Origin of the sequence: Lentzea sp. CA-135723 (assembly GCF_050936595.1) — a bacterium.
Lineage (GTDB): Bacteria > Actinomycetota > Actinomycetes > Mycobacteriales > Pseudonocardiaceae > Lentzea.
In genome coordinates, this window is the sequence record NZ_JBNJMK010000001.1 from 5,979,218 (window position 1) to 5,991,684 (window position 12,467).

13 protein-coding genes, 1 tRNA gene and 1 pseudogene are annotated in these 12,467 nt (G+C 67.7%); 5 read left to right on the forward strand and 10 right to left on the reverse strand.

Annotated elements, in window-relative coordinates:
- Positions 1-120: 120 nt before the first annotated feature.
- Positions 121-1,146 (forward strand): annotated as a pseudogene (locus tag ACQEU1_RS27585) (Cmx/CmrA family chloramphenicol efflux MFS transporter); the annotation flags it as partial.
- 75 nt (positions 1,147-1,221) lie between these two features.
- Here ACQEU1_RS27585 and ACQEU1_RS27590 read toward each other — a convergent pair.
- Positions 1,222-3,057, reverse strand: coding sequence for an acyl-CoA dehydrogenase (locus ACQEU1_RS27590; protein ID WP_433207608.1), 1,836 nt, complete (start codon positions 3,055-3,057; stop codon positions 1,222-1,224).
- Between the two features lie 151 nt (positions 3,058-3,208).
- Positions 3,209-4,246, reverse strand: a complete 1,038-nt coding sequence (locus ACQEU1_RS27595) for an FAD-dependent oxidoreductase (RefSeq protein ID WP_433207611.1) — start codon at positions 4,244-4,246, stop codon at positions 3,209-3,211.
- Between the two features lie 81 nt (positions 4,247-4,327).
- Between ACQEU1_RS27595 and ACQEU1_RS27600 the strand changes: the two genes are divergently transcribed.
- Positions 4,328-4,903: a TetR/AcrR family transcriptional regulator gene (locus ACQEU1_RS27600; protein WP_433207614.1), complete on the forward strand. Its 576-nt coding sequence runs from the start codon at positions 4,328-4,330 to the stop codon at positions 4,901-4,903.
- Here ACQEU1_RS27600 and ACQEU1_RS27605 read toward each other — a convergent pair.
- Complete coding sequence (locus ACQEU1_RS27605; RefSeq protein WP_433207617.1) at positions 4,865-5,503, reverse strand: response regulator transcription factor; 639 nt, start codon at positions 5,501-5,503, stop codon at positions 4,865-4,867. The two genes, ACQEU1_RS27600 and ACQEU1_RS27605, sit on opposite strands and share 39 nt — an antisense overlap.
- Before the next feature lie 281 nt (positions 5,504-5,784).
- On the opposite strand from ACQEU1_RS27605, the gene ACQEU1_RS27610 reads away from it, so the two are divergent.
- Positions 5,785-7,293, forward strand: coding sequence for a sodium:solute symporter family protein (locus tag ACQEU1_RS27610; protein WP_433207620.1), 1,509 nt, complete (start codon positions 5,785-5,787; stop codon positions 7,291-7,293).
- Here the strand turns inward: ACQEU1_RS27610 and ACQEU1_RS27615 are convergent.
- Positions 7,253-7,615, reverse strand: a complete 363-nt coding sequence (locus ACQEU1_RS27615; protein ID WP_433207623.1) for a hypothetical protein — start codon at positions 7,613-7,615, stop codon at positions 7,253-7,255. The two genes, ACQEU1_RS27610 and ACQEU1_RS27615, sit on opposite strands and share 41 nt — an antisense overlap.
- Positions 7,616-7,731: 116 nt before the next feature.
- Here ACQEU1_RS27615 and ACQEU1_RS27620 point away from each other — a divergent pair, with 116 nt between their 5' ends.
- On the forward strand, positions 7,732-8,148 hold the full coding sequence (locus ACQEU1_RS27620) for a hypothetical protein (protein ID WP_433207626.1): 417 nt from the start codon (positions 7,732-7,734) through the stop codon (positions 8,146-8,148).
- 6 nt (positions 8,149-8,154) lie between these two features.
- Here the strand turns inward: ACQEU1_RS27620 and ACQEU1_RS27625 are convergent, their stop codons facing one another.
- The 5 genes from ACQEU1_RS27625 to ACQEU1_RS27645 form a co-directional block, all read right to left on the reverse strand.
- Positions 8,155-8,526: a hypothetical protein gene (locus ACQEU1_RS27625; protein WP_382441182.1), complete on the reverse strand. Its 372-nt coding sequence runs from the start codon at positions 8,524-8,526 to the stop codon at positions 8,155-8,157.
- Between the two features lie 146 nt (positions 8,527-8,672).
- Entirely contained in the window at positions 8,673-9,080 is a 408-nt protein-coding gene (locus ACQEU1_RS27630) for a roadblock/LC7 domain-containing protein (protein ID WP_382441181.1), read from the reverse strand.
- Positions 9,081-9,105: 25 nt separating this feature from the next.
- Positions 9,106-9,831 (reverse strand): hypothetical protein, encoded by a 726-nt coding sequence (locus ACQEU1_RS27635; protein ID WP_433207630.1) that lies wholly within the window; start codon positions 9,829-9,831, stop codon positions 9,106-9,108.
- A 368-nt stretch (positions 9,832-10,199) separates the two neighbouring features.
- Positions 10,200-10,451 carry a DUF7669 domain-containing protein gene (locus tag ACQEU1_RS27640; RefSeq protein WP_433207633.1) on the reverse strand — a complete coding sequence of 84 codons (252 nt, stop codon included), beginning with the start codon at positions 10,449-10,451 and terminating at the stop codon, positions 10,200-10,202.
- Between the two features lie 95 nt (positions 10,452-10,546).
- Positions 10,547-10,617: transfer RNA gene (locus tag ACQEU1_RS27645), tRNA-Gly, on the reverse strand.
- An 84-nt stretch (positions 10,618-10,701) separates the two neighbouring features.
- On the opposite strand from ACQEU1_RS27645, the gene dcd reads away from it, so the two are divergent.
- Positions 10,702-11,283 (forward strand): dCTP deaminase, encoded by a 582-nt coding sequence (gene dcd / locus ACQEU1_RS27650; protein WP_433207636.1) that lies wholly within the window; start codon positions 10,702-10,704, stop codon positions 11,281-11,283.
- Here dcd and ACQEU1_RS27655 read toward each other — a convergent pair.
- The gene (locus ACQEU1_RS27655) at positions 11,280-12,263 is read right to left on the reverse strand and encodes a cation diffusion facilitator family transporter (protein ID WP_433207639.1); all 984 of its coding nucleotides are present in this window, start codon (positions 12,261-12,263) and stop codon (positions 11,280-11,282) included. The two genes, dcd and ACQEU1_RS27655, sit on opposite strands and share 4 nt — an antisense overlap.
- Between the last annotated feature and the right edge of the window lie 204 nt (positions 12,264-12,467).

Here is a 12,467-nt window from a genome sequence, read left to right on the forward strand (position 1 = left end):
ATGCGTGATGTGAGTCGCTCACGCTAGCGTCCGCTGCATGTCGAGTCCTGAGGCAAGCAGGTCCGGGTCTGCGGTTCAGCCGTCAGCCCCGAAAACCCCCTCAGCACTCGGAGCACCTCTGTGCCTTTTTCGCTGTACCTGCTTGCCCTAGCCGTTTTCGCCATGGGCACTTCCGAATTCATGCTCGCCGGACTGCTGCCGTCGATCGCGACGGATTTCGGCGTCTCCGTCGGCACCGCCGGTCTGCTCACGTCGGCGTTCGCCGCGGGGATGGCCGCCGGCGCACCGCTCATGGCCGTGGTGGCCCGTCGATGGTCACCTCGCTGGAGCCTGTTCGGGTTCGTGGTCGTCTTCCTGGTGGCGCACGTGATCGGCGCCGTGACGACGAACTTCGCCCTGCTGCTGGCATCCAGGGTGCTCGCCGCCCTCGCGAACGCCGGGTTCCTCGCGGTGGCGCTGACCGCGGCGGCCGCGCTCGTGCCCGTGGAACGTCGTGGGCGTGCGCTCGCCGTGTTGTTGTCCGGCACGACGGTGGCGACGATCGCCGGGGTGCCCGGCGGGTCGTTGCTCGGCACCGCTTTCGGGTGGCGTGCGACGTTCCTCGCGGTCGCCGTGCTGTGCGTGCCGGCCGCGTTCGGCGTCCTCACGGGGATTCCGGCGCGGAACGACCGCGTCCTGCCCGCGTTGCGCCCTGAGCTCGCGGTGCTCGCCCGGCCGCGGCTGATATTCGTCATCGTGCTCGCCGTGGTGGTGAACGCGGTGACGTTCGGGCACTTCACGTACCTCGCCCCGGTGGTCACGGACGTCGCCGGGCTGGGTGAGTGGTGGGTGCCCGTCGCGCTGGTGCTGTTCGGCGCCGGGTCGTTCGCCGGTGTCACGGTCGGCGGCCGGTTCGCGGACTCGTCGCCCCGTCCCGTCGTTCTGCTCGGCGGGCCGCTCGTGCTCGTGGGGTGGTTCACGCTCGACCTGCTCGTGGCGGGGCCGATCTCGTTGCTGGGCCTGGTCTTCGTGCTCGGCGCACTCTCGTTCGCGGTCGGCAGCACGCTGATCGCCCGCGTCCTGCACCACGCCACCGGCGCGCAGACCATGGCGGGCTCCTATGCCACGGCGGCGTTCAACATCGGCGCCGCGCTGGGGCCGGTTCTGCTGTCGTAGCAATGAAAACGGGTCCGGCTCACCTCGGGCAGGAGGTGGGCCGGACCCGTAGTCCGTTGTGGCGTTTTAGAAGACGTTCTCGTCGATGTCCATCAACGCGTTGTCCGTGGACTCGGCGATCTTGCGACGCGAGGTGAGCTCCGGCAGCACGTTCTTCGCGAAGAACGAGGCGACGGCGATCTTGCCCTCGTAGAACGCCTTGTCCTTGGCGGACGGGGCGCCGTCGAGCTTCTGCAGCGCGACCTCGGCCTGGCGCAGCAGCAGCCAGCCGACGAGGACGTCACCCGCGGTCATCAGCAGGCGGACCGAGTTCTGGCCGACCTTGTAGAGGTTGCGGACGTCCTCCTGCGACGAGGTCAGGAAGCCGACCAGGGCGCCGAGCATGCCCTGCAGGTCTTCCAGGCCCTGCTTGAGGAGCGCGCGCTCCTCCTTCAGCCTGCCGTTGCCGCCCTCGTTGTCGAGGAACGACTGGATCTCGCCGTTGATGAACGCGAGCGCCTGGCCCTTGTCGCGGATGATCTTCCGGAAGAAGAAGTCCAGCGACTGGATGGCCGTGGTGCCCTCGTACAGCGAGTCGATCTTCGAGTCGCGGATGTACTGCTCGATCGGGTACTCCTGCAGGAAGCCCGAACCGCCGAGCGTCTGCAGCGACTGCGCCAGCTGCTCGTACGCGCGCTCGGAACCGACGCCCTTGACGACCGGCAGCAGCAGGTCGTTGACCTGGGCCGCGAGCTTGGCGTCGTCGCCGCCGAGCATCACCTTGTCCTGGAACGTCGCGGTGTAGAGGTACACCGCGCGCAGGCCCTCCGCGTACGCCTTCTGCAGCATCAGGCTGCGGCGGACGTCCGGGTGGTTGGTGATCGTGACGCGCGGGGCGGTCTTGTCCGTCATGCGAGTGAGGTCGGCGGACTGGACGCGCTCCTTGGCGTAGGACAGCGCGTTCAGGTAGCCGGTCGACAGCGTCGCGATGGCCTTCGTGCCGACCATCATGCGGGCGTACTCGATGACGTCGAACATCTGCGCGATGCCGTCGTGCACCTCGCCGAGCAGCCAGCCCTTGGCGGGGACGCCGTGCTGGCCGAACGTCAGCTCGCACGTGGTGGACGCCTTGATGCCCATCTTGTGCTCGACGTTGGTGACGAAGGCGCCGTTGCGCTCGCCCAGCTCACCGGTCTCGGCGTCGAAGTGGAACTTCGGCACGAGGAACAGCGACAGGCCCTTGGTGCCGGCCTTCGCCTCGACGCCGTCACCCTCCGGCCGCGCGAGCACCATGTGCATGATGTTCTCGGTGATGTCCTGGTCCGCGGACGTGATGAAGCGCTTCACGCCCTCGATGTGCCAGGTGCCGTCGTCCTGCTTGATGGCCTTGGTGCGACCGGCACCGACGTCGGAACCGGCGTCCGGCTCGGTCAGCACCATCGTGGCGCCCCAGCCGCGGTCGATCATGAGCTGCGCCCAGTGCTGGTCGCGCTCGGTGCCGTTGTTGTAGACGACCGTCGCGAAGCTCGGGCCCGCGAGGTACATGTAGATCGGCGGGTTGGCGCCGAGCATCAGCTCGGACGCGGCCCACGCGACGGACGGCGGGGTGCCGAAGCCGCCCAGCGCCTCCGGCAGGAACATGCGGTACCACTCGCCGTCCCACACGGCCTTGTACGACTTCTTCAGCGACTCCGGCAGCGTGGCCGAGAAGGTCGCCGGGTCGTACTTCGGCGGGTTGCGGTCGGCGTCGGCGAAGGAGTCCGCGAGGACACCCTCCGCCAGGGTCTTCATCTCGGCCAGAACGCCGCGCGCGGTGTCCTCGTCGGACTGCTCGAACGGCCCCTTGCCGAGGTGGTCCTGCACGTTGAAGACCTCGAACAGGTTGAATTCGAGATCCCGGACGTTGCTCTTGTAGTGGCCCATCTCGTCAGCTCACTCCTCAGGGTCGCGGCGGGGTCGCCTACTGACCGGTAACAACAGGGTATTACCCGACAGTAACCCCGGCAAGGGCGACCACCCACTGGTGGCGAAGTAGACACTCCTTCAAGCGACCTGAATCGGGCATGAGCGCCGGTCAGACGCGTATCGGGCGCTCGGGAACCATCTCCAGGAGTGCGGGGTTCGTCCGCTCGGCGAAGCTCACGCTCCTCGGCAACATGACCGATTCGTAGGCCGCCACCCCGTCTCGGACACCGTGCTCGGCGATCGCGAGCGCCAGGTCCGCCGCGTCCTGCATGGCGAGGTTCGCGCCGACGCCCAGCGGCGGCTGCAGGTGCGCCGCGTCACCGAGCAGCGTCACGCCGGGCGTGGTCGCCCAGGTGTGGGGCACCGGCAACGAGTAGAGCGGCCGGTGGATCAGGTCGCCGTGCAGGAACGCCGTGAGCGACGGGTGCCAGCCTGCGTAGAGGTCCAGCAGATCGGCGTGGGAGGGCTTCCAGTCCTCACGCGCGCGCAGGCACGCGTACGCGCGGATCTGATCGCCGCTGTTGCGCTGCGACCAGATCATCAGGCCCTCGCCGTCCGCGACCATCGTGCCCTGGCCGGTGAGCTCCAGCAGCCGTTCGTCGCGGTCATGCCGGATCTCGACGAACAGCACGCCGGTGTACTCGGGCTGGGCCGCGGACACAGCTCCGCGCACCCGCGACCAGGCCCCGTCCGCGCCGATGACCAGGTCGAACGAGTCCGCAGAGCCGTCCGCGAAGGTGACCTCGCCACCGGGGGCGGCCGCGGCGATGCCGAGGCCCCAGGTGACGGTTCCCGGGGTGAGCGAGTCCAGCAGGAGCTTGCGGAGCTGCCCCCGGTCGATCTCCGGCCGGAAGTCGCCCTCCGCCGGTTCGTGCCCGACCAGCGCGGCCGTCACGTGGTCGACCCTGCGCTGCTCCTGGCCCTCGAACCGGGCGAGCGCGCGCCACTCCTCGAAGAGCCCGGCGGTGCGGACAGCCTCCTGGCCGCTGTCGGCGTGCAGGTCGATGGTGCCGCCCTGCTGACGGGCCTCCGGCGAGCTCTCCCGCTCGAACACGGTGACGTCGTCGAAGCCCTGCAGCTGCAGGACGCGGGCGCAGGTCAGGCCGCCGATGCCGGCCCCGGCGATGGCGATGCGTGGTGAGGTCATGAGCCCATGAAAGCGGATCGACTGCAAAAGTGCAACCGCTACACTTTTGAAGTCGCTCAACCCGGGTGGTATGGTCGGTTCGTGACCGAGCTCGGCCGCCGCGAGCGGAAGAAGCTGCAGACCCGTCAGTCCATCGCCGAGGCGGCGCTGGAGCTGTTCCTGGCGCGCGGCTTCGACGACGTGGGAGTGAAGGAGATCGCCGACAGGGCCGACGTGTCGGTCACGACGCTGTTCAAGCACTTCCCGAGCAAGGAGGCGCTGCTCTTCGACGAGGACGAGCAGATGGAGTCGGCGCTGGTCGCGGTCGTGCGCGAGCGCGAGGGCCGGTCGATCCCGATGGCGCTGCGCGACCACTTCGTGCGGGCGGCGCGGGGGCACGCCGACCACCCGCAGTTCGAGACCTTCCAGCGGCTGGTGCTGGAGACGCCGGCGCTGCGCGAGTACGGGCGCCGGATGTGGACGAGGCACCAGGGCGCGCTGGCGCGTGCCATCGCGGAGGAGACGGGCGCCCCGGCGGACGACGTCAGGTGTGCGGCACTGGCCCGGTTCGCGCTGGACGCCCGGGACGTGATCTTCGGCAGGCCCGATCGCGAACGGGCGGCCGACGAGGTGTTCGGCTTACTCGAACGCGGCTGGGCGGCCGATCAGCAGGCCTGACCGGTAGGCGAGCGAGACGGCGTGCGTCCGGTCGCGCGCGCCGAGCTTGCGCAGGATGCCCTTCACGTGGGTGCGCACGGTCTCGACGGACACCACGAGCTCCTTGGCGACCTGCTGGTTCTCCAGGCCCTCCGCGATCAGCGTGAGCACCTCGTACTCGCGCTTCGACAGCGTCGGCCGTTCCTTCGGCCGCAGGTCGGGGTGCACGTAGCCGCGCGAACGGCAGGTCTCCGCAATCACCCGCACGATCTGCTCCGGCTGGGCGCTGCGCGGCACGACGCCGCGGACACCGGCCTCTAACGCGGTCGTCACGTAGTTCGCGTGCGAGTGGGCGTCGCGGACGAGCCCGACGACGAGCAGCGTCGGGTCGCGGTCGACGAGCAGCCGTGTGACGTGACCCACGGGGTCGAGCACGGAGTCGATCAGCAGCACGTCGGGGCGCAGTCGTTCCTGGAGGCGGACGGCCGCGTGCGGATCGCCGGTCGACCCGAGCCAGCGCAGCCCAGGAGTGCGCCTGACCAGTGCGGACAGGCCTTCGCGGTACAGCGGGACCGGATCGATCAGCGCGACGCCGGGGGCAGGCCTGGCGGGCGGGAGCATCAGCACCTCCGTTCATGCATCCAGAGGGGTGACGTCGTTCCCCCTTCCGCGTGACGCGGAATGAGGCCGGGAATAAGGCCGGAACTGACAACAGGACAAGACGGTTCACGTGGATGAACAAGGGTCACGAATGTGATTCAAGACCGCCGAAACCCTTCCGTTACCCGGCAACGGTCTCGTAAGACCTACGTCACATATCCCGTGCGGGGATGTGCCAGGTTCCGCCGCCCGAGGCCTGGTGCGCTCTCGCGGGCACACGTGTGTGCACGCAAGGAGGTCACATGGGCACCCTCGATTGGGTCGTGGTTGTCGGCTATTTCTTCGTGATGGTCGCGATCGGGCTCTGGTCGCGTGGGCGAGTCCAGAACATCGCCGACTTCTTCACGGCCGGCGGCAAGATGCCGTGGTGGTTGTCCGGCATCTCCCACCACATGTCGGGCTACAGCGCGGTCATGTTCGTGGCGTTCGCCTCTGAGGCGTACCGGCTCGGGCTCACCGTCTACGTGTGGTGGTCGCTGACCATCGGCATCGGCGTGGGGATCGGCGCTTTCCTGTTCGCGCCGAGGTGGAACCGGCTGCGCTCGAAGCACGACGTCAAGTCACCGCTCGAGTACCTGGCCAAGCGCTACAACCTGCCCACCCAGCAGGTCATGGCCTACGCGGGCGCGCTGCTCAAGGTCGTCGACATCGCCGCCAAGTGGGCGGCCGTCGCGATCCTGCTGCGCGGCTTCGCAGGCGTCCCGATCACCTGGGGCATCATCCTGATCGGCCTGGTCACCATGGTCTACTCGGTGCTCGGCGGCCTGTGGGCCGACGCGCTCACCGACTTCGGCCAGTTCATCATCCAGGCGGCCGCGGGCTTCGCGATGTTCATCGCCGTCGCGGGCACCCTCGGCTGGGGTTTCCCGGTGACGATCTGGGACAAGCTGCCGGAGAGCCACAGCGACCCGCTCGCCGGTCCGTACACCTCGACGTTCCTGATGGCGCTCTTCCTGATCAAGACGCTCGAGTACAACGGCGGCATGTGGAACCTGGCGCAGCGCTACATGGCCGCGCCGTCCGGCTTCGCGGCCAAGCGGTCCGCGCTGCTCTCGTCCGCGTTGTGGCTCGTGTGGCCGCTCGTGCTGTTCTTCCCGATGTGGGCGGCGCCGCTGATCGTTCCCGGTCTCGAGGGCGCCCAGGCGGAGAACGCCTACATCGAGATGGGCAAGCAGATGCTGCCCGCGGGCATGATCGGCCTGGTCCTGGCCGGGTTCTTCTCGCACACGATGGCCATGGTGTCGTCGGACGCGAACGTCATCGCCGCCGTGATCAACCGCGACATGCTGCCGCACATCTGGAAGAAGGTGAAGACGTTCTCGGCGGACAACCAGCTGCTGCTCGCCCGGATCACGACGTTCACCTTCATCGGCGTCAGCATGATCATCGCGATCGCTTCCGGCGGTCAGGGCTTCGTGCTCAAGGTGGTGGTCGACCTGGTCGCCGCCACGATGGGCCCGATCGCGATCCCGTTGATGCTCGGCCTGCTGCCGTGGTTCCGCAAGGTCGGCTCGACCGCGGCCATCGCCTCGGTCGTCGGCGGCCTCGGCATGTGGGCGTTCCTCTACATCTCGCAGATGAACAAGGCCGAGTGGGTCACGAAGGGCGTGCTCGTGTCGTGGCCGCTGCTGCTCTCGCTGGTGCTCTACCTGGCGATCGGCTTCCTGAAGAAGGAGCCCTCCACCGAGCGCGACATCCTGCTGGACTCGCTCAACTCCGATGACCCAGCGCCGGAGACGGTGAAGGCGTAAGCCTTTCGTTCCGCATGATCCTCGCGGCGGCGCACCCGAACAGGGTCGCCGCCGCGAGCCACACGTAGGGCATGGGCGTGCCGGTGTAGGTGCCGGCGCCCGCGACGAGCACGACCGTCGCGCCGCTCACCAGGCCGATCGTCTGACTGACCGGGAACTCGCTGCGCAGCACGGTGAAGACGGCGACCGGCACCAGCAGGAAGCCGTAGGCGAACACCCGCGTCAGCAGGTTGGCGTGGTCGGTGATCTCGTACTGGATCGCCGGCAACGCGAGCAGGGTCAGCGCCACGCCGAGCGCGAGGCCCTTCAGCACGCTCTTCACGCTTTGTCCTTGCCAGGAACGCGTCATGCGGTACAGGACGCCTGTGTGGCGCATCGGTTCCGTGGCGTGCGTCATCGTCACGAGACTCTCGAAGGTTCCGCATGCACAGTGGATGCATGGGTAAGTGGTCTCCCGCAGACGACGCGGAACTCGCCAACGGCTGGCGACTCTGGCTGGAGCTCAGCGACCGCGTGTGGCCGGACCCGTCGTGGGACGGCACCCCGGCCGACGCCATCCGCCAGGTCCGCGCGTTGCTCGAGGCGTGCGAGGAGATCCGCACCTCCTACCTGGCCGAGACCGTGCGCCCGTCCGCCGCTCTGCTGCAGCTCCTGCAGTCGATGTCGTTCGTGGCGTCGTTCGCCGTAGACCTGTGGCACGACGACACGTACCCGTTGGACGTGGAACGCGCCGAACTGCTGCACGGCGACCTAGCGTCGTTCGCGGAGCACGTGGCCGGCGTGCGCGCGGCCCTCGCCCGCGGGGGCGGCTGGGTGGAGCTGGACCGCCGCCCGTGGGGCCTGCCGGTCGACTGACCGCGGTCACACCTGCAGTTCGGACTCGATCCGCTTGAGCTGGTGGCGGGCCATCGCGAGGTTCGCGTTGTCGCGCTCCAGCACGAGGTACAGGAACAGCGAGCCGCGCGATTTCACGCCGCTCATCAGCCGGATCAGGTGGTACTGCCGGTGCAGCGTGATGAGAATGTCCTCGATGGTGTCGTTGAGGCCGAGTGAGGCCATCACCCGCAGTTTCGAGCGAATGACCTCGGTGTTGCCGGCCGCCGCGACTTCGAGGTTCAGCCAGTCGCCGCCGCCGCTCGTGCCGAGCGACATGCCGCTGTCGTAGTCGACGAGCGCGACACCGACAGCGCCGGAGATGGACATGGCTTCTTTCATTGCGATATCGATGTTCACGGGGCTCCAATTCCTTGGTTCAACTGGTGGCGGAGACGACGCGGCCGCTTTCCGGTGTCTCGATGGCATGCGGACACGTCTCCAGGTCGAGGAAATCAATGTCGAGAACGATGAGCCGAACATTGCGCGTTCCGGAGTCAGGCGCGCTAGGCGGCCAGAATCGCGCCGACTCGTTCGATCACCGGACGGGACTCGTGCAGCAGACGTCCCAGGTTCAGTCCTTTGTCACCGAGCACGACCAGCAACGAAAGGCGGCCGATCGCGTACACGGCCATGTAACCCTCGCTGCCGAACACGACGGTCTGGCTGAGCGTGCCCATTCCGATCACCTCCGCCGACTGCCTGGCGATTCCGAGGCTGCTGGCGGCGAGTGCGGAGATGTGCGCGGGGTCGACGTTCTTCGCGACGTCGGCGACGATGGGAATGCCGTCGGACGCGGCGATCATCGTGTCGGTCACTCCGGCGACGGCTTCGCGGAGCTTCCGCATTTCGGCGTTGAGTGCGTCGTAGTCCAGTTCGCTCCAGTCCTGAATGGGGAAGGGCGAACCGCTCAAGACCAACATTCCACCTCCGACAGGTTCAGGCGATTCCCGAGTTCGACAAGGCCTGCCCCGGCGAACGCGTGGGCAGTGAACTCGGCTGGGTGGTGCCGACGTCCTGAACAGCAGCTTTGCGGGGACGCAGCCGGGCGAGCCCCCACCGTGACGACGTGGCCGGCGCGGCGATCTCCAGCAACCCGGTGCCGAGCATCCGGGACACCTCGACCGTGACGGGGTGCAACCCGCGCCCGAGCGAGAAGGCCAGGTCCCGGGCGGTCCGCCGCCCGGTGGCGAGCGCCATGATCTCCCACTGCTCCTCCGTGGCGGCCTTCTTGTCGGTGGCCACCAACCGATCCCGATAGGGCGACACGGCACGCCCGGTCAGGCCTTTCAACAAACCTGCGGTTTCCGACAACAACAGGTCCACGGCAATACCGTTCCGCGCGGGCAGAAGAGGCAGATCGGCGGTTTCGTCCAGAAAACACCTTTCGATCTCACCGACCACCACGGCAAAGGTCCCGTCACGAATGGCACCCGCCGCACAACGCTGGATCTCGGCGGACCCGATCACCCCGCGCCCGACGAGCGCGGCGTGCAAAGACCGCATCTTGACACTGCTCACCAGTGCCGCGATCCAGTCGTTCTCCTTGATCTGCCCGGACCGCCGCAAGAGCGTTTCGATCCCGGGCGAACCGGGACTGTCCACCCCCACCACAGCGCCGTCGTGCAAATGAAACAGTCCACCCGCGTTGCCGGCAACGCGCAAAGCGCCGGTGACTCGATCCGCCTGGCACTGCGTCAGGGCGTACGCGAGGACGTCGAATGAGGTTCGATTGTCGCGTCTCAGAGGTCACTCCGGGTTAAATCGGACTTACCGAGCGGGTACGTGACGAGCTGATCATTCGATCGAGGTACATCGCCTATATCGAAAGAGCGACCGGCCGGGTTACTTCTTACCCGCAGAAACCGGTCGTGTCGCTTAGGCATCACCTGATCGAGTGAAGCATTCCACCACGCAAAGCAACCTTGATTTCATTCCCTATCCATTGGAACAACGGAGGTGAGGGAGCGGGCGCGGCACCGCAGGGCGAGAGGAGCGCCTGCACGCGATGACGGCGGCGGCCTGGGGTAGCGCTAGACGTCGTCGGTGTCGTTGAGTCGGTAGCGGCCATGGCTGTCCCGAACGAGATCCGGATACCTGACTGCGTGGTTGGCCGGCGCGTTGGCGCACAACCGTGACACGACGTGAGTGCGGATGGTGCTGTCCGGGTACCGGCTGCCGGCACGGCGAAGCAACCGGATGACTTCGTCTGGCGAGAAGGTGCCGTCACTGCTCGCGGAGGCGAGGCGACGCGCGGCCTCCAACACCTCGTCACGACAGGTCATCGACGCAGGCTACTCGGGAAGGCCCAGGCGACAGACCCCAGAAAACACCGAAGCCGGAGCGGTCTTCGCAGACGCACTCCGGCTTTGGTTTCGCGAGCGGGTGACGGGAATCGAACCCGCCTCTACAGCTTGGGAAGCTGTCGTTCTACCAATGAACTACACCCGCGTGAGCTGAGCTCGTCGCCGATCATACACAGAGCGGCAACGAGCGGTGCCAAGCGGTGTGCCCGTCTTCGGTTAGCCTGTCCGGGTGCTGCTGAGTGACCAGGATCTGCGCAAAGAGGTCGAGTCCGGCCGTCTCCTCCTCGACCCGTTCGACGTGGAGATGCTCCAGCCGTCGAGCATCGACGTGCGGCTGGACCGGTTCTTCCGGGTCTTCAACAACACCAAGTACACGCACATCGACCCCTCGCAGCAGCAGGACGAGCTGACGAGCCTGGTCGAGACGCCCGCGGGCGAGCAGTTCGTGTTGCACCCCGGCGAGTTCGTGCTCGGCAGCACCTACGAGATGGTCACGCTGCCGGACGACCTCGCCGGCCGGTTGGAGGGCAAGTCGAGTCTGGGCAGGCTCGGGTTGCTCACGCACTCCACGGCGGGCTTCATCGACCCCGGCTTCTCCGGCCACATCACGCTGGAGCTGTCGAACGTCGCCAACCTGCCGATCACGTTGCACCCCGGCATGAAGATCGGGCAGCTCTGCCTCTTCAAGCTCAGCAGCCCGGCGGAGCACCCGTACGGCTCGAAGCAGGCCGGCAGCCGGTACCAGGGGCAGCGCGGGCCGACGCCGAGCCGCGCCTACCTCAACTTCCACCAGACCGACACCCGCCGCTAAGACGACAGGTCGCCGTAGCGCTCCAGCACGCGGCGGCGCAGTTCGGGGTCGGTGCGCGGCACGGGTTCGAGGAAGATCTCGTCCAGGTCGGGGAACGACTCGCGCAGCTCCGCCGACACCCGGACGCACGCGTCCTCCAGCTGGTGGGCGGTCAGGGCGTCGTCGAAGTCGAGGCGGGCGCACAGGAGCACGCGGTCGGTGCCGATGAGCATCGTCAGCACGTCCACCACGGCGTCGACCTCGGGCACCTCGCCGAGTCGCTTCCAGATCGCCCTGACCATCACCGGGTCCGCCTGGCGGCCGATCAGCAGGCCTCGGTTGGTGCGCGCCAGGATGTACGCGACGAGTGCCAGCAGCACGCCGATCGCGAGTGAGGCGAGGCCGTCCCAGAGCGACGAGCCGGTCAGCTGGTGCAGGCCGAGGCCCGCGAACGCCAGCACGAGGCCGATCAGCGCGGCGGAGTCCTCGAAGAACACCGTCTTCACGGTCGGGTCGTCGGACACGCGCAGGAAGTCCCAGAAGCCGCGGCCGTGGGCGGCGGACTCGGAGCGGACCTGCCGGAACGCCTGGGTCCACGAGATCGACTCCAGTGCGAACGCCAGGCCCAGCACGATGTAGCCGACGAGCGGGCGGGCCTGTTCCTCCGGCTCGCCGAAGACCGTGCGGAAGCCCTCGTAGAACGCGAACATCGCGCCCGAGGCGAAGATCGAGACCGCCGCCAGCAGCGACCAGAAGTAGCGCTCCTTGCCGTAGCCGAACGGGTGCCTGCGGTCGGCCGGGCGGTCCGAGCGGCGCAGTGCGGTCAGCAGCAACGCCTCGGTGAACGTGTCGGCCACCGAGTGGGCCGCTTCGGAGAGGATCGCGGCCGATCCGGTCAATATGCCCGCAATGGCCTTCATGACCGCAATAGCCAGGTTGACCAGCAGTGCGAGGACGACGGTCAGCGTGCTTTCGCCCGAGCTCTGCGGCTTCTCGCTCATGTCGATCAGCCTAGGCCGCCGACGGCGAACCACCCGATCACTACTGCATTCGAGTGACATTCGGAGCGAGGAGCAACATCCGCGGTGGCTCGGATGTCTTACATGCGGGATCTGCTCCGGGGGGACGCTGATCACCAGGGGGTAAGACGGAACGGCCCGCGTCCGGGAGAGACGCGGGCCGTTCTGCATGCGGGCGCAACTACC